Consider the following 17,487-nt stretch of genomic DNA (forward strand, 5'->3'; position numbering starts at 1 on the left):
GCCCAGACCCGCTCCGCGGAGCCGGCGCCGCGCCTGCGTGTGGGCGCGCCGGCCGAGCCCGTCCGCGCCGGCCGGCTGGGCCCGGCGATGGCAGAGCCGCCGCGGCCGTCGACGGCGGCCCGCGCCCATCGCCCATCGCTGACGGCGCAGTTCGAGGAGCCGGAAGGCGCCCCCGCCGGCCCGCCGCTGATGGCCGGCACCCCGGTGGTGCCGCAGCGCAAGGGCTGGTTCGGCAAGCGCCGCTGAGCGGACCCCGAAATCCGGCACCACCCCCTGCGGCCGTCGATCACCTCAAGCTGAAGGACCGGACCCGGCCCTGGGCCGTCCGTCTCTACGCTGATCCCCCCGCACGTCGTCCGAATCGGGTGAGCCCGCGGGGCTTGAATGTCCCAAGCGCCGCGGCCCAGACCAGGATCACGAGCCCGCCGATCGCATGACCTACGATCGAGGACCTCAACCCGCGAAGGTCCTCGCCGGACAGCGTCGTCTGCGCCGCAAGATCGGCGACATAGCTGATCCCGCTCGTCTTGCCCATCAGCGTGATCGTGGCGGTGACGACGATCACGAGCTTGAAGACGATCCAGTAGTTGCGCAGCAGGCCCCAAGGCGTGGTGAGCGCCTGGGTGATGCCGGTCAGCAGCGATGCGAAGGCCAGCGGAACGATGGCGTACCAGGTGATCAGCCCGTTGGCGACATAGGCGGCGCGGACCGTCTGGGCGTCATCGCTCCTCAGCCCGACGACTGCGAGCGCCAGGAAGGCCGCGAGCGCGCCGATCCAGCCGATCGAGAAGACGACATGGGCGGTCAGCATGGCTTTGCGCAGGCGGGGCGGAATGACCATCAGTGGAGGCCTCCGGGCATTCCGTGGCCTCCGCCCGGCAGCAGCCCGAAATTCAGAACGCCGGCGAACATGCTGATGACGATCAGAACGAGGAGAACGACGAAGGCCCCCTGCACCTTCACCCAAAGAGGCGTGCCGCCGTTCGGATCACGGGAAGGCTCGGTCATGGGGCCTGTCCTCCATCTCGCCTGGCTGCGCGGATGCTCACGGCATTGATTTTTTACGATACACTATGTCTCCTTTCCATGCAGAGTGTCCATCGAAACCTTAGGCGTGTCTCGTCGTCGGAGCCTCGCCTATTGTGAGATCATGCCGAAGCTTTGGAACGAGACGATCGAGGCACACCGGCGTGCCGTGCGCGGGGCGATCCTGGACGCGACCGCGACGCTGGTGGCCGAGCGCGGCCTGCGTGCGGTGACGATGTCCGAGATCGCCGAGAGGGCCGGCATCGGACGTGCGACGCTCTACAAGTACTTCCCCGATGTGGAAACGATCCTGCGCGCCTGGCATGTGCGCCGGGTCTCGGAGCATCTCGGACGTCTCACTGACGCGCGGGACCGGCCCGGCAGCGCGGGCGAGCGGCTTGCCGCCGTGCTTGAGGCATTCGCCCGTATCGTCCGAGAGACGCATAAGGCAAGGGGCCACCATGACATGGATCTTGTGGCAGCCTTGCATCGGGACGAGCAGGTCGGCCAGGCGCGGCGGCAGCTCCGCGAGATGGTCAAAGGTCTGATCGCCGAGGGTGCGATAGCCGGCGAGCTGAGGGCCGACGTCCCGCCCGACGAGCTGGCGGCCTACTGCCTCCAGGCCCTTACGGCCGCGGGCGATCTGACGTCCGATGGCGCGGTACAGCGGCTGGTCGCGGTTACGCTCCAGGGCCTGCGCCCTTGGACGCCGCGGTCCTGATCTGGTAATCGTCGCGGTCCCGACCGAACCGGCCCGACCGGGCCCGACCCCAGGATTGCGACCGTGACGCTGACCCTGCACAACACGCTCACCCGGACGAAGGAGACCTTTGTCCCGATCGAACCGAGCCATGTGCGGATGTATGTCTGCGGCCCGACGGTCTATGACTACGCCCATATCGGCAACGCCCGGCCGATCGTGGTCTTCGACGTGCTGTACCGGCTGCTGCGGTCGCTGTATCCGCGGGTGACCTATGTCCGCAACATCACCGACATCGAAGACAAGATCATCGACCGGGCGAAGGCCAATGGCGAGCCGATCGAGGACCTGACCCGCCGCACCACCCATGCCTTTCTCGAGGACATGGCGGCGCTGGGCGCGCGCGTGCCTGATATCCAGCCGCGGGCGACCGAGCACATTCCGCAGATGCTGGAGATGATCGGCACGCTGGTGGACAAGGGCCATGCCTACGCCGCCGACGGCCACGTCCTGTTCAACGTGCCGTCGATGCCGGATTACGGTCAGCTCTCCCGCCGCAACCGCGACGAGCTGATCGACGGCGCCCGGGTCGAGGTCGCGCCCTACAAGCGAGACCCGGCGGATTTCGTGCTGTGGAAGCCCTCGACCGACGACCAGCCGGGCTGGGACAGCCCCTGGGGCCGCGGCCGGCCGGGCTGGCACATCGAATGCTCGGCCATGGCCGCGACCCATCTCGGCGAGGAGTTCGACATCCATGCCGGCGGCGTCGACCTGATCTTCCCGCATCACGAGAACGAGATCGCGCAGAGCCGCTGCGCCCATGGCACGCCGATGATGGCGCGCTACTGGCTGCACAACGGCTTCGTCATGGCCGAAGGCGAGAAGATGTCGAAGTCGCTCGGCAACTTCTACACGCCGCACGACCTGCTGGAGGAGTTTCCGGGCGAGGCGCTGCGCTACACGCTCTTGTCCGGCCACTACCGCCAGCCCTTCGACTTCACCAAGGACGGGGTGCGGCAGGCCCGGGCGGCGCTCGACCGGCTGTATGGCGCCCTGCGCTCGGTCGAGGCGATCGAGGCCGTCGAGCCGCCGGAGGATGCGCTGCAGGTGGTGCGGAGCGCGCTGGAGGACGACCTCAACACGCCGCAGGCCCTGGCGGCGCTGCACGACCTGGCCGGTGCCCTGAACAAGGCGGGCGATCCGGGGGTGCAGGCGCGCCTCAAGGGCGAGCTCCTGGCCGGCGGCGCGCTGCTCGGCCTTCTCGAGCAGTCGCCGGAAGACTGGTTCCGCTGGCGGCCGAAGGCGGGCGGGGGACTGAGCGACGCCGAGATCGAGGCGCTGGTCGCCGAGCGCCGGGCGGCGCGGGCGGCGAAGAATTTCGCCGAGGCCGACCGCATCCGCGACCAGCTCACGGCCGCCGGCATCGCGCTGGAGGACAAGCCGGACCGCACCCTGTGGCGCCGGGTGGGGTGAGGCGATGAGCGAACGGATCTGGCTGTTCGACACCACGCTGCGCGACGGGGCGCAGACCCAGGGCGTCGACTTCTCGGTGGCTGACAAGATCGCCATCGCGAAGCGGCTCGACGACCTCGGCATCGACTATGTCGAGGGCGGCTGGCCGGGTGCCAACCCGACCGATGACGCGCTGTTCCGCGACCCGCCGAAGCTGGCCCATGCCCGCTTCACCGCCTTCGGAATGACCCGCCGGCCGGGCCGCAGCGCCGCCAACGACCCCGGCCTGTCGGCGCTCCTCAACAGCGACGTGCCGGCGATCTCGCTCGTCGGCAAGACCTGGGACTTCCATGTCGATGTCGCGCTCGGCATCCCGCGCGAGGAGAATCTCGAGCTGATCCGCGACAGTGTCGCCGAGGTGGTCGGCCGTGGCCGCGAGGTCGGCTTCGACTGCGAGCACTTCTTCGACGGCTACAAGGCCAATCCCGACTACGCCCTGGCCTGCGCGAGGGCGGCGTACGAGGCCGGGGCGCGCTGGGTGGTGCTGTGCGACACCAATGGCGGCGCCCTGCCGCACGAGGTCAGCGAAATCGTCGCCGCAGTGGCCCGGCACATCCCCGGCGACCGCCTCGGCATCCACGCCCATGACGACACCGGCAACGCCGTCGCCAACTCGCTGGCGGCGGTGCGGGCCGGGGTGCGCCAGGTCCAGGGCACGCTGAACGGCCTGGGCGAGCGCTGCGGCAACGCCAATCTGATCACCCTGATCCCGACGCTCGCGCTGAAGATGGGCTACGAAACCGGGGTGACCGAGGCCGGCCTGGCCTCGCTGACCGATCTCAGCCACTGGTTCGACGAACGGCTGAACCGCACGCCTCTGTCCGGCGCGCCCTATGTCGGCGGCCGCGCCTTCGCCCATAAGGGCGGGCTGCACGTCTCCGCCATCGCCAAGGATCCGCGCTCCTACGAGCATGTGGCGCCGGAGCGGGTGGGCAACCGCCGCCACCTCGTCGTCTCCGACCAGGCCGGGCGGTCGAACATCCTGGCGCGCTTGGCCGAGATCGGCGTCGCCATCGACCCCAAGGACCGCAATGTCGAGCGGCTGGTCGATCTGGTGAAGCAGCGCGAGTTCGAGGGCTATTCCTACGACACCGCCGCCGCCAGCTTCGAGCTGCTAGCCCGGCGCATGCTGGGCCAGGTGCCGGCCTTCTTCGCCATGGAGCGATTCACCGTGGTCGACGAGCGGCGCTTCAACGCCCGCGGCGAGATCGTGCAGGAGTCCGAGGCCACGGTGCTGCTGCGGGTCGGCGGCAGGACGGTGCACGAAGTCTCCTTCGGCAACGGTCCGGTCAACGCGCTCGACAACGCCATGCGCAAGGCGCTGGAGCCGGTCTATCCGGCGCTGAAGCCGCTGCACCTGGTCGATTTCAAGGTCCGCATCCTGCGCTCCAACGACGGCACCGGCGCCATGCCGCGCGTCATGATCGAGACCGAGGATGCGGATGGCAGCCGCTGGTCGACGATCGGCGTCTCGACCAACATCATCGACGCCTCATTCGAGGCGCTGGGCGACAGCTTCACCTACAAGCTGCTGCGGGCCGGCGTCGACGCGCTGCACTGATGGCCGGCACCGACCAGACCCGCGATCCGCTTCTGGGCGGCCCGGCGATCATCCTGATCGAGCCGCAGATGGGCGAGAACATCGGCACCGCCGCGCGGGCGATGCTGAATTGCGGGCTGACCGATCTGCGCCTGGTGCGGCCGCGCGACGGCTGGCCCAACCCGAAGGCGGTGCCGACCGCCTCCGGCGCCGACGCCGTGCTCGACAACGTCCGGGTGTTCGAGCGGACCGAGGATGCGATCGCCGATCTCGGCGCCGTCTACGCCACCACGGCACGGCTGCGCGACCAGCTGAAGCCGGTGGTGACGCCGCGCCGGGCGGCGGTGGAGATGCGGGCCCACCATGCCTCCGGCACCGGCTGCGGTATCCTGTTCGGGCCGGAGCGCACCGGCATGACCAATGACGACGTCGCCCTGGCCGACGCCGTGATCAACGTGCCGCTGAACCCCGCCTTCTCCTCGCTCAACCTGGCGCAGGCGGTGCTGATCGTGGCCTATGAGTGGTTCACCGCCGGCGACGCGACGCCAGAGCGGCGCCTGGACTACGAGGACACCGCACCGCCGGCGACCAAGGAGCAGCTGGTGAACCTGTTCGAGCATCTCGAGCAGGCGCTGGACGCCGGCCACTTCTTCCGGGTGCCGGAGAAGCGCCCCAGCATGCAGCGCAACATCCGCGCCTTTCTGCAGCGGGCGCAGCTGTCGGAGCAGGAGGTGCGGACGCTGCACGGCATGATCGTCGCCCTGTCCGGCCGGCGGAAGGGGCCGGGCGGGGAGTAGTCACCCGGCCGGTCGCGTGATCCGGTCCGCCCAGGCCGCCACCCTCTCGGCGGTGGTTCTCAAATGATCGGCGGCGGTGAAGCCGGAGATGCTCTTGCGCGGCTTCAGGTCGTGGTCGCCATCCTCCAGCCATAGCAGCTCGATGCGGTCGGATAGCGCGTAGCCAGCAACCTCGTCACTGGTGCCGAACTCGTCACGCGTGCCCTGGCAGATCAGGGCCGGGGTCGCCAGCCCGGCGAGATGCGCGGTGCGCAGTTGCTCCGGCTTGCCCGGCGGATGGAACGGATAGCCGAGGCACAGCAGCCCGGCGATCCGGCCTTCTGCACGCAGCTCGTCCGCGATCATGGAGGCGACACGCCCGCCCATCGACTTGCCGCCGATGATCAGCGGTCCGCTGGCGCCGAGCGCCTCGACCGCCGCCCGGTATTCCGGGATCAGGCTCTCGGCGCGCGGCGGCGGCTTGCGGCGTCCGTCGCGCCGGGCCGCCATATAGGCGAACTCGAACCGCGCCACCCGCAACCCGGCCCCCGCCAGCGCCGTCGCGGCGGCGGTCATCGAGGCCGAATCCATCGGCGCGCCGGCGCCATGGGCCAGCAGAATGGTAGTGCGGGCGTCCGCCGGCCCGTCGAAGAGAAATGTCGGCGCCATCGGTTCAGCCTAGCATGCCCGCGAAATACGCTGCCGCATTGAACGGCGAAGCGGCCGTGGCACATGATGGCGGCAGAGGGGCCATGGACGTTCCGGCGACCCGCGGCAGTGCGGATCGCCTGCGCCGATATGGGTGATGTCGATGGATGGAGTCCAGACCGCCGGCGCCGCCACGCCCGAGGCCGTCGCCGCCGCAGATGCCGCCGCCCGCCACTGGCGCTTCGCCGAGGACGGACCCGCCCCGGCCGGCTCCGACCGGCACAGGCGGATGCTCAGCCGGGTGATGCGGGAGACCTTCAACCCCTACAAGCCGGCGGTGATCCCCTGGCCGGTGCTGGACCCGGAGGCGCGGCAGCGCCTGATCACCCTGCCGATCTGGGACACGGCGGTGCAGACCGAGGGGCGGGCCAAGATGCGCATCCGCAGCTTCGCCCGGACCGTGCAGGACCCGATGGTGCGCGAGGCGGTGGAGCTGATGGCCTTCGAGGAGGGGCGGCACAAGGAGGTGCTGTCCCATCTCGTCGCCTTCTACGGCATCGCGCTGAAGCCGGAGCCCGACTATGTCGAGCCGAAGGACCCGGAGCGGGCCTTCATGACCACCGGCATCAGCGAATGCGTCGACAGCTTCTTCGCCTTCGGCCTGTTCGAGCTGGCGCGCCGCTCCGGCTACTTCCCCGAGGCGCTGGTCGAGACCTTCGAGCCGGTGGTCCAGGAGGAGGGGCGGCACATCCTGTTCTTCGTCAACTGGCTCGCCTGGCACCGTCGCACCATGCCGTGGTGGCGGCGGCCCTACTTCTTCCTGAAGACGCTGTCGGTCTGGGTCTTCGTGATCCGCGAGCGGATCGGCCTGGCCCGCGACATGAGCACCAGCCAGGAGAACGACGTCAACTTCACCGTCAAGGGCGCCCATTCCGTGGCCAGCGAAGAGGTCGATCCGGCCGAACTGATGGACATCTGCCTGGCCGAGAACGACCGCCGCCTCGCCGGCTACGATCCGCGGCTGCTGCGGCCCAGGACAGTGCCGCGGGCGATCCGTCTGGCCCGTCTGTTCATCCGCCCGAAGCGGAAGCGGTGAACCGGGACCTTCCGCGTAGGGTTCGCCTGTGGGCGAACCCTACCTACGATCCGTGCGCGGGGAGGGATGGCAGCCGGTCGGGCTCTGCCGAGGGCGCCTCGGGATGCAGCTTCTCGACCTCCAGCTCCATCCGGGCGCGGAGCAGCCGATAACCGAACTGGCGCAGTACGTCGGCCAGGGCGGCGCGCAGCTGGACGTCGCCCAGCGTCAGTGTCTCCGTCGGCGGCGCCGGCTCCGCGGCTGGGCCGGCGGTCAGGCGCCGCGGGCTGGCATCCCGCCAGCCGGCGATGCCGCTCCGACGCAGCGCCGCCAGGAAGCGGTAGACGGTGGCCAGGCTGATCCTGGGATCGAGCCGCCGCGCCCGGCCCAGGATCTCCTGGGCGTCGAGCGCATGGTCGGCCTCGGCCAGCACCGTCAGCAGGATGCGGCGCGGCCGGGTCGGCCGCAGCCCGGCGTCGCGCAGCCGGGCCAGGGCGAGGGGAGGGCGGGCGGGGCTCATGCCGCCGCCCTCAGCCGCGCCGGATCTCGGCCGCGGCCCGCGCCAGGATCTCGACGATCCGCGTCTCGGCATCCGCGTCGCCGCCAGCCTCCAGCCGCTGCTCCGCTGCCTCGCGCAGATTGTCCAGCGCCGCGACCACCAGCGACGGCATCCGGCTCGACCGTTCGCGTTCGCGCTCCCGCTCGCCGCCCATCATCTTGTTGACCCACGCCATCTTCTCGCCGGCCGCGGCCAGCCGGCCCAGCACGGCGTCGACGATGCCGCGATTGGCGTCGAGATAGGCGCGGCCCTCATCGGTGATCCGGTACAGCTTCTTGCTGCCCTCGATCTCGACCGTGACGTAGCCGGCCTCCTCGAGATAGGTCAGGGTCGGGTAGACCGTGCCCGGGCTCGGGCTGTACCAGCCGCCGGTCTTCTCCTCCAGCAGCTTGATGATCTCGTAGCCGTGGCGCGGCTGCTCCTCGATCAGCGCCAGCGCCAGCAGGCGCAGGTCGCCCTGGGCCAGCATCCGGCCGGCGCGCATCAGGTCGCCGCCGCCGAAGCCCCCGAAGCCGCGCCCGAACCCGCCGCCGAAGCCGTGACTGCCCCACCGGCCGCCCCGGCCACGACCCATGGCCCACATGTCGTCGCCGCCACAGTGTCCGCGATGATGACGTCCGAACATCGGACTCGCTCCGCTTGGTTAACGATATATCGTAAGATACGTCGTGATTCGATCGGTTTCAAGATATATCGTAAGATGTGTCGAAGCGAGCCAGGGCCAAGGCCGAGAGGATCGCTTCTGTCATTTCCGGGCACGACACCGAGATGGGTGAGTGGTGCTTCACCCGATCGCCCCGGGTCGAATTTCGCGTTCCTGCAGTGGCACGGCGAGGGATACTTCGAGGTGGCGTGCCGACGGATCGACGGGGTATTCGGCGAGAGCCGCGATCCGGTGTCTTCGCAGCATTCGCCTTATTCTTGCCAGAAGGGCTTGGCGATCTCCGCCTCGACCTGCCGTCTCGTCAGACCGATATCGTCGATCAAGTGGGGATTGGCCTTCGACATCTGCTCAAGTTTCTTGCGAAGGCGGATCCGCTCGCGCCAGGTCGCGATAAGGCTTCGCAGGGTCGCCAGGCTATAGCGCCGACGCGATACTTGCGCCGGCCCCACGGGCGCTCCCCGCCACGCTGCCTGATGCGGGGCCGACGCAGGGGCGGGAGTATGGTTCACGGCAACCTCCATATGGTTGAGGGTCCGGGGGGACCTCGACCTGAAAGAGGATGAATTCTGCAGGATGCGAACGGCGTCGTAATTAAGCTCTCCCGAATAGTTTCCAAAAACTTCCAAACGGACTATAGAGCGCCGCATGCAGGGATCGCGTTTTGCCTTTGGTCCGTTCGTGCTTGATTCAGGCGCGGGAACGCTCCTTCGGAACGACGTCCCCGTTGCCGTCAGCTACCGCGGGCTAAAGCTGCTGGCGGCGCTCGTCGGACGGCCCGACGAAATCCTGGGCAAGTCCGAGTTGATGGACGCGGCGTGGCCGGGCATGGCCGTCGAGGAAGGCAACCTCACCGTCCAGATCGCGCGGCTGCGGAAGCTACTTGGTCCGGCCGCCGACGGCGGTGAATGGATCGCCACGGTTCCGCGCGTCGGCTACCGCTTCACGGGAGCCGTCGAGCAGCTCGGCGGCGCGAAGCGAAAACCTTTGCCGCTGCCTGGCAAACCATCGATCGCCGTGCTGCCCTTCGTGAACGTCAGCAACGACCCCGAGCAGGAATCCTTCGCGGATGGATTGACCGAAGACCTGATCACCGATCTGTCCAGAAACTCCAGCCTGTTCGTCATCGCACGCAACTCGGCCTTTGCCTACAAGGGAAAGGCGATGGACGTGCGCGGGATCGCGCAGGATCTTGGCGTGCGCTACCTGCTGGAGGGCAGCGCAAGACGCGCCGCGGGGCGCGTGCGCATCAACGCACAGCTGGTCGACGCGGTGAGTGGCGATCATCTATGGGCGGAACGCTTCGATCGCAGCCTGGAAGACATCTTTGCCGTTCAGGACGAGGTCACCGGCAAAATCGTGGAGGCGTTGCTCGGCCGGCTGCGCGCACCGCCGCCGCGCAATCGGCCCAGAAATCTCGAGGCCTACGATCTCTGCGTGCGGGCGCGCAAGCTGATGGATGACTCGCCGCAGACGGCGCGGGAAGCGCATCTGATGCTCACGCGCGCGGTTTCGCTCGATCCGGGATACGCCGAGCCCTATCGCTGGCTTGCCATGAACCACTGGATGGGATGGGTGCATTCCGGCGGACCAACTGAATCGTCCCGCAGCGTTGCCTTGGAGCTGGCGCGCAAGGCCGTGGCGATCGACCCCAACGATGCCGGCTGCCGCTGGGTCCTGGCTTACCTGCTTGCCTATGACCGCAGCTTCGCCGAGGCGGATGCGGAATTCGCCAAGGCGATCGAGCTCGACCCGAACGAGGCCGATGCCTGGGCGGCATTGTCCGATATCGCGGTCCTGGCCGGGCGGGTCGAGGAGGGCCTTGAGCACATTCGCAAGGCGTTCCGGCTGAACCCGTTTCCGCCAAGCTGGTACTATCTGACGCTCGGCCAGGCGCAATACGCGGCCGGCGAATACGAAGCCGCTGTCGAGACGCTGCGCAGGGACGAGACTTATCGTACAAGCTCACGCCGTTTCCTGGCGGCAAGCCTTGCCCAACTGGGCCGGCTCGACGAGGCGCGCGCAGAGGTCGAACTGTTCCTTGTCGGCAACCCGCATTTCACAATCCGCCACTGGGCTGCGACGGAGCCGTTCCGCGACGCCGCGACGCTCGAGCATTTCGTGGACGGCTACCGCAAGGCCGGCCTTCCGGAGTGACGCGCCGGCGTGATCGAAGGCGCCGTCCCCGGGCATCTGGCTCGAGATGTCGATCAGGCATGCATCCCGGTCCCTCGTAACGGCACCTTCGCACCGTTCGTGCGGCTTACCCCTCGAAGCGGCTCGTGGCGTCGCGATCGCGCTCGTATCGTCTCGTGAGCGGAAACGGCGGCAACCAGGTCTCGCGACGGATGATCCAGCTTTCGTAGGTCGGCATCAGCTGGTCAGGGGCATCCAGGGATCCTAGGTTCACTTCGATTTCATCGGCGGTGCGTGCGAAAACGGACGAGCCGCAGCGGGGGCAGAAAAACCGCCCGGCGTAGTCGCGCGTCTCGCCATCGATCGTCACCGCATCCTGAGGGAACACCGCGGAAGCCTGAAAAAGCGCCCCATGATGCTTGCGGCAGTCGAGACAGTGACAAAGGCCGACCCGATATGGGCGTCCCGACGCCACAATCCGGACGTTGCCGCACAGGCAACCGCCCGTGAACCGGTCCATGCTGCGTCTCCTCCAAACTCAAGCGGTCGGAATCCTTACAACGAGCCCCGTCGAGCGTCCATGAAGGATGCGCCAGCCTTTTCGGCTCCCCCTCAATCCAGCCACCTGTCGATCCACATCCGCTTCGGCCGCCGCGTTGACGGAGGCTGGGAAGATCGGCCGCGCCGGTCGGAACTGATCGAGATAGGCTGGTGGCCCAATATGATACCGAGGGAGGTCGCCTGTGCTGTCGCTTTGCCGTCGTCCCGCCCCGAGGCCGTCCGCCCTTGCTGTCGCGATTTGCCTGTGCCTGTCGGCCTGCGCTGCCGATCGGCCGGTGCTGTCGACGGCATCACCGTTCGTCTCGGTCGCGAGTCAGCCGGCCAATGTCGGCGATGCGCGGACCGCGGCGCTCGCCTATCGCCACTCGGGCGCCTATGACCGCGACGTCGCCGAAATCGCCACCGAGGCCGGGCGCTGGCTCGCCGGCCGAGCCGCCGGCGTGGCCCGCCCGGCGCTGGTGCTCGACATTGACGAGACTGCCCTGTCGAACTGGGAGGTCATCGAGCGCGACGATTTCGGGCGGCCGATCGTCGGCTCGTGCGACCCGGCGGGGAAAGGACCGTGCGGCTGGGCGGCTTGGGACCAGCTCGGGCGCGATCCGGCGATCGGGCCGACCCTGGCGTTGTTCCGGCAGGCCCGGGCCGCGGGCGTGGCGGTCTTCTTCATCACCGGGCGGCCGGAGAACCAGCGGGCGGCCACGGAGCGGAACCTCGCGGCGGCGGGCTATCGCGGCTACGCGCGGCTGGCGATGGTGCCAGACGGTGCGCATTTCTCCTCAGCCGCGGATTTCAAGGCGCCGGTGCGCGCCGCGATCGAGGGCGAGGGGTATACGATCATCGCCAATGTCGGCGACCAGCCCTCGGATCTCGCGGGCGGCCATGCGGAACGCGCGTTCCTGTTGCCGAACCCGTTCTACCGCGTGCCCTGATCCTTCTCCCTAAAGTCTTCCGCTCAGCGCCGCATCTCGGTCGGATCCACGCGGCGGTTCTCGGCAGACTGCTGGCCGTACTCAGACGCTCAGAGCGGACAGCGCGATCCCCTCATAATGGGGGATCGACCGGCCCTCCGCAGCGAGGGCTAAATGTGCGCGGATGCCATGCTTCAAAGCGTCATCCGGTCCGGCCCGGGGCTCTCCCCACCACGCTTCGGGTCGGACCCCATCAGCCCGCCGCGACCGGTTTCGGCGCGCTTCGGCCGTGCCCGATCCTCGCAGGGCTGCCTGCCCGCAAGCCGATGCGACCCGGCCGCCATGCGAGGCTTCGATCATAACGACCGGGCCGCCGGCGCCTTCGAGGGCGCAGTTCAGTATATCAGACATATTGCGGGACAGTCGGAACAAGTTCCGAGTGGGGTATCGGCGCGGAGGCCACAATCCGGCTGGCGTCCAATTTTCGGACAGCGGTCGAACATCCGGCACTGGCACGCTGTGGCCGCGCAGTCGGCCAGCTGATCCATGGCTCAACGTCGCGGAGAGCGGACGAGGCTAGCCTTACGGTACCGCTTCGCTGCGTGATGATAATCAAAGTTATCGTCTGATGAGTGGATCGACAGCACCGCCAAAAGTGGTAGAGCGACCGTGCGCAGATTTCATCATACGATATGGGGTAGATAGTAATGAATAATAGGAGAATTTCTGCAAGGCGTAGGAAGATTTTGATACTATCATTTGCACACGAATAGACTTCATCCGAGCCGTCATCTGAATTTCATACTTTTGGCCAGGATAATCATTGACGGAGGGCGTGAGAGCTGGTTTATCGAAGAGGAGGATCGAATTTAGAGCCGTCCCAGACAAAGCGCTCTAGTTCTCCGAGACTGCCGATAAGATTCGGGCGCAGGGTGCTCGGAAGATCCTGAGTATTGTATTTGGCGTGCCATAGATCTTAACAAGGAGACCCCTAATGCGAAAGCCAGAGTCCAAAGACGAGCTCGCTGCCGGCTTTGCGGCTGTCTTTCCCGCACTGGTCCGGCTCGGCGGTGCTGGGACGAATGACATCGCCCGCATCGGCGAAACCTGCGCGCAAGCATCTTTGGAATGGCAGGAGGAACTGGTCGGCTTCGTCAGCACGCGACTGCAGGCGAATGTGGAGCTTCAGAAATCCATCGCCGGATGTCGCCACGTCGCGGATCTGGTCAAGATCCAACAGGATTGGTCGACCGCGGCTGTGCGGGCCTATCTCGAGGAGGCCGGGAAACTCACTGAGATTGCGGGCCGCGCCGCCCGAAACGGCCTGGCGTCCTGGCATGAAGCAGCGCGGTCGTCGCTGACGGAAGCCGGGACGAAGCCCTCGCCTGCCAATATCGCCGCAGAGTAGGGCGGCTCCGGCAAGTTCCAGCAACTCTGTGCCCGCTCTCAGCCGCATTTCCGCGACCGCACGTAAGACAGAGCCCAGGGAGGAATGCCTAGTGTCCGCACATGATGAGCGCATGACCAGCTGCGCCGCTGACGCTCCGCCGCAAGAAGGGACCTTCATCGGCGGGGCTTGGCCGATCGGTCGCTCCGCGCTTGCGGCCTTGGTCGATCTTGGCCTTTCGGACGAGATCATCGCTCACTACTTCATGATCGAGCCGTGTTCGGTCGCGGCTCTCCGCGAACACTACCAAGTCGGACGCGTCGCATCGGCCTCCGGCGAGTGCAATTGACGCTCCACCAGGGCGGCGTTGTCTCGGCCGATACGATTGAACGCTGACCTGCGCCGGGACCTGGCGGAAAATGCACCAAGCCGGGTCCCGTGAACTGCTCCCGAGAGCTGCCAATCGAACGGCTGCTCTCGGGTTGTTTCGTATGACCGATTCCGGGCAGCCCAGCAGACCGCTGCTGGCGCGATGACGACGGCTTCATGTGACGGTCGAACGACCGCTCCCCGCCTCCTTGCTGACCATCGCAGGCACTCGCGGCCTGTCCGCCGTCCAGAAGCACGCGCGCGACTGTAACGAGTGACTCCGGTCGCCCTGTCGTCTGGCGAAATCCGTCGCCCCAGCGGCGCCAGGGCCGTCGGCCGGGCAACGTCCCGCCACGGCACGAGGGAACGAGCCACAGGCGCCGCGGACCCCGAGGCCGGGGACCGCTGGCCTTCGCAGCCGGACGAGCCTCGCGATGACGCGTCTGTTGAGCGAGCGGTGTTTGCTCTGATACACATCGCGGCGACGGTTCCCATACGGGATCAAAAGGGAACACGGTGGCGCCCCCCAATCAGGTGCAAGGGGGCGGAATCCGTGGCTGCCCCCGCAACTGTCAGCGGATCGCCGAGCGTCCTCGTGGCCCATCCGGGGCCATGCCACTGCCCGATGTCGGGTGGGAAGGCCGACGCGAAGCCATGATCCGCGAGCCAGGAGACCTGCCGTCGCCGCGCAATCCGTTTCCGGGCGGGGTGGCCCGGGCAGGAGGCTTCCGTGACGGTCATCCGTTCCTTCCATTGGCGTGCCCTGGCTCTGGCCGGGCTGCTGTCCTTCGTCCTGTCGCCGGCCGCCTTGGCCGAGCGGACGAAGTATCCGCTGACCCTCCGCAACTGCGGGGTCGAGGTCACCTTCGACCACGCCCCGCAGCGCGCCGTGCCGATCGGCCAGAGCAGCACCGAGATCCTGCTGTCGCTCGGCCTGGCCGACCGCATCGTCGGCACCGCCGTCTGGTTCGGCCCGGTGCTGAAGGGCTATGAGGCGGCGAATGCGCGGATCGAGCGCCTGGCCGACAACGATCCCAGCTTCGAATCGGTGGTGGGGCGGGAGCCCGACCTGGTGGCGGCCCAGTATGAATGGCATGTCGGGCCGCAGGGCTCAGTCGGCACACGCGAGCAGTTCGCCGCCCTCGGCATCCCGACTTACATCTCGCCGGCCGACTGCGTCGCCAAGGACAATTCCGGCGGCGGCGACGGCGTGCGCCGGCAGCTGTTCACCATGGACCTCGTCCATCAGGAGATCCGGGACCTGGCGCGGATCTTCGACGTCGCCGACCGCGGCGAGGCGCTGGTCGCCGACCTGGAGAAGCGCGAGGCCGCCGCCATTGCCTCGGTGGCGGGCCTCCGAGTGGAGAACGTGCCGGTGGTGTTCTGGTTCTCCAGCAAGGAGGTCGACGGCGAGGCCTTCGTTGCCGGCCGGAACGGCGTTCCCGCCTACATCCTGCAGCAGCTCGGCGCCCGCAACGTCATCACCACGGAGGAGGAGTGGCCGCTGGTGAGCTGGGAGCGGATCGCCGCCGCCGATCCCGCGATCATCGTGATGGCGGAGATGAGCCGCCGCCGCTACCCGGCCGACGACACCGCGGTGAAGCTGAACTTCCTCGAGACCGACCCAGTGACCAGCCGGCTCGAGGCGGTGAAGCAGAAGCGCGTCGTGCCGATGGACGTGCAGGCGATGCAGCCCTCGATCCGCGCCGTCGACGGCATCGAGGCGGTGGCCCGCGCCATCAAGGGCTTCGGGCTCGGGGGATGAGGCGCGGCCCGCTCCTCCGCGGCGGCTGGGCTTCGTGCGGGCTGCTCGCTCTCCTGTCCCTGGCGGGGCTGGCCGTGGCCGTCGCCCTGGCCGTGTCGATCGGCGAGATGCCGATCCCGCTGATCACCACGCTCCAGGCCCTGGGAAACCGGCTGCTCGGCACCGGCTTCGCGCTCAGCCCGATCCAGGAGGGGGTGATCTGGGACTACCGGCTCAGCCGCGCCCTGGTGGCGGCCTGCTGCGGCGCGGCGCTGGCCCTGTCCGGCGCGATCCTGCAGGCGCTGCTGCGCAACCCGCTGGCCGAGCCCTATGTCCTCGGCATCTCCGCCGGGGCCTCGACCGGCGCCGTGGCGGTGATGATCGCGGGCTTCGGCGGCGGCGCCATCTCGCTCTCCGGCGGCGCCTTCATCGGCGCCGTCCTCGCCTTCGCCCTGGTGTCGCTGCTGGCGGCTGGGGCCGGGGGCGGCACGGACCGCATCATCCTGGCGGGCGTCGCCGGCTCGCAGCTGTTCAACGCGGTGACCTCCACCATCGTCACTACCTCGGCCAATGCCGAGCAGGCACGTGGCGTGATGTTCTGGCTGCTCGGCAGCCTCGGCGGGGTGCGCTGGCCGGACGTCCAGGTTGCGGCCCCGGTCGCCGCGCTCGGCTTCGTCCTCTGCCTCCTGCACGCCCGGGCGCTCGACGCCTTCACCTTCGGGGCGGACGCCGCCGCCTCGCTCGGCATCGCGGTGGCGCGGGTGCGGGTGGTGCTGTTCGCCGCGACCGCGGCGATGACAGCGACCATGGTCAGCATCGTCGGCTCGGTCGGCTTCGTCGGCCTCGTCATCCCGCACGCGGCGCGCTTCCTGGTCGGGCCCGGCCATGCCCGGCTGCTGCCGGCGGCGGCGATGATCGGCGCCGTCTTCATGGTGCTGGCCGACATCGTCTCGCGCACCATCATCCCGCAGCAGATCCTGCCGATCGGCGTGGTCACCGCCCTGTTCGGCGCCCCGGCCTTCGCGGTCCTGCTCTACCGGGCGAGGCGGACGGCATGACGATCGCGGCGCGGGACGTGCGCTGGGGTGCCGGCGGGCGGATGATCGTCGACGGCGTCACGCTGGAGGCGGCGCCCGGCCGGATGCTGGGCCTGCTGGGCCCGAACGGGGCCGGCAAGTCGACCCTGCTGCGCCTGATCTGCCGCCTGCGGCGGGTGGACAGCGGCGTGATCACGCTGGGCGGCGCCGACATCGCCGGCCTGCCGCGCGCCGCCATCGCCCGCCGCGTCGCGCTGGTCGAGCAGCAGGCGACGACCGACGCCCGGGTGACGGTGCTCGACGTCGTCCGGCTCGGCCGCACGCCGCATCGGGCCCCGCTGTCGCCCTGGACCGCGCGCGACGACGCGGCGGTGGAGGAGGCGCTGCGCCGGGTCGGGCTGGAGGGCAAGCGCCAGCAGCCCTGGCACACCTTGTCGGGCGGGGAGCGGCAGCGGGCGCAGATCGCGCGGGCCCTGGTCCAGACCCCGACCGAGCTGCTGCTGGACGAGCCGACCAACCATCTCGACGTGCAGCATCAGCTCGAGATCCTGGCGCTGGTCGGCCGGCTGCCGGCGACCAGCATCGTCGCCCTGCACGACCTGAACCTGGCCGCCATGTTCTGCGACGCGGTCGCGCTGCTGCGGGAGGGGCGGGTGGTCTGCGCCGGCCCGCCGGAGGAGGTGCTGACCGGGCCTCGCATCCGCGAGGTGTTCGGCGTGCGCGCCCATGTCGAGCGCTCGCCGCACCACGGCAGGCCGCACATCCACTACCTGCCGGGGTGAGGGGCGGGAAGGCGGCTTCGGGCTTGACTTTCGGCGGGAAATCGCGTTCTTCACCGCTTCCATTCC

20 protein-coding genes and 1 riboswitch are annotated in these 17,487 nt (G+C 68.7%); of the genes, 13 read left to right on the plus strand and 7 right to left on the minus strand.

Annotated elements, in window-relative coordinates:
- Positions 1 to 246, plus strand: a 246-nt coding sequence (locus tag KXR53_RS26390) for a hypothetical protein (protein WP_437378286.1), incomplete at its 5' end; no start/stop codon positions are given.
- Positions 247 to 331: 85 nt separating this feature from the next.
- On the opposite strand, the gene KXR53_RS26395 is transcribed toward KXR53_RS26390, so the two are convergent.
- Both KXR53_RS26395 and KXR53_RS26400 read right to left on the minus strand, forming a co-directional pair.
- Positions 332 to 841 (minus strand): hypothetical protein, encoded by a 510-nt coding sequence (locus KXR53_RS26395; RefSeq protein ID WP_437378287.1) that lies wholly within the window; start codon positions 839 to 841, stop codon positions 332 to 334.
- Positions 841 to 1,008, minus strand: a complete 168-nt coding sequence (locus KXR53_RS26400) for a hypothetical protein (protein WP_437378288.1) — start codon at positions 1,006 to 1,008, stop codon at positions 841 to 843. The genes KXR53_RS26395 and KXR53_RS26400 overlap by 1 nt, the downstream gene beginning before the upstream one ends.
- A 142-nt stretch (positions 1,009 to 1,150) precedes the next feature.
- Between KXR53_RS26400 and KXR53_RS26405 the strand changes: the two genes are divergently transcribed.
- The 4 genes from KXR53_RS26405 (at position 1,151) to KXR53_RS26420 (ending at position 5,575) form a co-directional block, all read left to right on the plus strand.
- The gene (locus tag KXR53_RS26405) at positions 1,151 to 1,747 is read left to right on the plus strand and encodes a TetR/AcrR family transcriptional regulator (RefSeq protein ID WP_437378289.1); all 597 of its coding nucleotides are present in this window, start codon (positions 1,151 to 1,153) and stop codon (positions 1,745 to 1,747) included.
- 63 nt (positions 1,748 to 1,810) lie between these two features.
- The gene (gene cysS, locus KXR53_RS26410) at positions 1,811 to 3,199 is read left to right on the plus strand and encodes a cysteine--tRNA ligase (protein ID WP_437378290.1); all 1,389 of its coding nucleotides are present in this window, start codon (positions 1,811 to 1,813) and stop codon (positions 3,197 to 3,199) included.
- Positions 3,200 to 3,203: 4 nt separating this feature from the next.
- On the plus strand, positions 3,204 to 4,799 hold the full coding sequence (cimA, locus tag KXR53_RS26415) for a citramalate synthase (protein WP_437378291.1): 1,596 nt from the start codon (positions 3,204 to 3,206) through the stop codon (positions 4,797 to 4,799).
- On the plus strand, positions 4,799 to 5,575 hold the full coding sequence (locus KXR53_RS26420) for an RNA methyltransferase (RefSeq protein WP_437378292.1): 777 nt from the start codon (positions 4,799 to 4,801) through the stop codon (positions 5,573 to 5,575). The genes cimA and KXR53_RS26420 overlap by 1 nt, the downstream gene beginning before the upstream one ends.
- Here KXR53_RS26420 and KXR53_RS26425 read toward each other — a convergent pair whose 3' ends face one another.
- Positions 5,576 to 6,223 (minus strand): alpha/beta hydrolase family protein, encoded by a 648-nt coding sequence (locus KXR53_RS26425; RefSeq protein WP_437378293.1) that lies wholly within the window; start codon positions 6,221 to 6,223, stop codon positions 5,576 to 5,578.
- 142 nt (positions 6,224 to 6,365) lie between these two features.
- On the opposite strand from KXR53_RS26425, the gene KXR53_RS26430 reads away from it, so the two are divergent.
- Positions 6,366 to 7,298: a hypothetical protein gene (locus KXR53_RS26430; protein ID WP_437378294.1), complete on the plus strand. Its 933-nt coding sequence runs from the start codon at positions 6,366 to 6,368 to the stop codon at positions 7,296 to 7,298.
- Between the two features lie 43 nt (positions 7,299 to 7,341).
- Here KXR53_RS26430 and KXR53_RS26435 read toward each other — a convergent pair whose 3' ends face one another.
- The 3 genes from KXR53_RS26435 to KXR53_RS26445 all read right to left on the minus strand — a co-directional run bounded on the left by KXR53_RS26435 (position 7,342) and on the right by KXR53_RS26445 (position 8,949).
- On the minus strand, positions 7,342 to 7,797 hold the full coding sequence (locus KXR53_RS26435; RefSeq protein ID WP_437378295.1) for a Fur family transcriptional regulator: 456 nt from the start codon (positions 7,795 to 7,797) through the stop codon (positions 7,342 to 7,344).
- 10 nt (positions 7,798 to 7,807) lie between these two features.
- Positions 7,808 to 8,461: a PadR family transcriptional regulator gene (locus tag KXR53_RS26440; protein ID WP_437378296.1), complete on the minus strand. Its 654-nt coding sequence runs from the start codon at positions 8,459 to 8,461 to the stop codon at positions 7,808 to 7,810.
- Positions 8,462 to 8,751: 290 nt separating this feature from the next.
- Positions 8,752 to 8,949, minus strand: a complete 198-nt coding sequence (locus KXR53_RS26445) for a DUF1127 domain-containing protein (protein WP_437378297.1) — start codon at positions 8,947 to 8,949, stop codon at positions 8,752 to 8,754.
- 196 nt (positions 8,950 to 9,145) lie between these two features.
- Between KXR53_RS26445 and KXR53_RS26450 the strand changes: the two genes are divergently transcribed.
- Positions 9,146 to 10,654: a winged helix-turn-helix domain-containing tetratricopeptide repeat protein gene (locus KXR53_RS26450; RefSeq protein ID WP_437378298.1), complete on the plus strand. Its 1,509-nt coding sequence runs from the start codon at positions 9,146 to 9,148 to the stop codon at positions 10,652 to 10,654.
- 106 nt (positions 10,655 to 10,760) lie between these two features.
- Here KXR53_RS26450 and KXR53_RS26455 read toward each other — a convergent pair whose 3' ends face one another.
- A complete protein-coding gene (locus tag KXR53_RS26455; protein WP_437378299.1) occupies positions 10,761 to 11,153 on the minus strand; it encodes a GFA family protein in 393 nt (130 codons plus the stop codon).
- Positions 11,154 to 11,469: 316 nt separating this feature from the next.
- Here KXR53_RS26455 and KXR53_RS26460 point away from each other — a divergent pair, with 316 nt between their 5' ends.
- From KXR53_RS26460 to KXR53_RS26485, 6 genes are all read left to right on the plus strand, one after another.
- Positions 11,470 to 12,123, plus strand: a complete 654-nt coding sequence (locus KXR53_RS26460; protein WP_437378300.1) for an HAD family acid phosphatase — start codon at positions 11,470 to 11,472, stop codon at positions 12,121 to 12,123.
- 973 nt (positions 12,124 to 13,096) lie between these two features.
- A complete protein-coding gene (locus KXR53_RS26465; protein ID WP_437378301.1) occupies positions 13,097 to 13,510 on the plus strand; it encodes a phasin family protein in 414 nt (137 codons plus the stop codon).
- Positions 13,511 to 13,622: 112 nt separating this feature from the next.
- On the plus strand, positions 13,623 to 13,838 hold the full coding sequence (locus KXR53_RS26470; protein ID WP_437378302.1) for a hypothetical protein: 216 nt from the start codon (positions 13,623 to 13,625) through the stop codon (positions 13,836 to 13,838).
- A 488-nt stretch (positions 13,839 to 14,326) separates the two neighbouring features.
- Positions 14,327 to 14,555: riboswitch (cobalamin riboswitch) on the plus strand.
- Between the two features lie 33 nt (positions 14,556 to 14,588).
- Positions 14,589 to 15,623: an ABC transporter substrate-binding protein gene (locus tag KXR53_RS26475; protein ID WP_437378303.1), complete on the plus strand. Its 1,035-nt coding sequence runs from the start codon at positions 14,589 to 14,591 to the stop codon at positions 15,621 to 15,623.
- Complete coding sequence (locus KXR53_RS26480) at positions 15,620 to 16,660, plus strand: FecCD family ABC transporter permease (protein WP_437378304.1); 1,041 nt, start codon at positions 15,620 to 15,622, stop codon at positions 16,658 to 16,660. Before KXR53_RS26475 ends, KXR53_RS26480 begins: the two co-directional genes overlap by 4 nt.
- Positions 16,657 to 17,421, plus strand: a complete 765-nt coding sequence (locus tag KXR53_RS26485; protein ID WP_437378305.1) for an ABC transporter ATP-binding protein — start codon at positions 16,657 to 16,659, stop codon at positions 17,419 to 17,421. Before KXR53_RS26480 ends, KXR53_RS26485 begins: the two co-directional genes overlap by 4 nt.
- The last annotated feature ends 66 nt before the right edge of the window (positions 17,422 to 17,487 follow it).

The organism is Inquilinus limosus, assembly GCF_051487185.1.
Lineage (GTDB): Bacteria > Pseudomonadota > Alphaproteobacteria > DSM-16000 > Inquilinaceae > Inquilinus > Inquilinus limosus_F.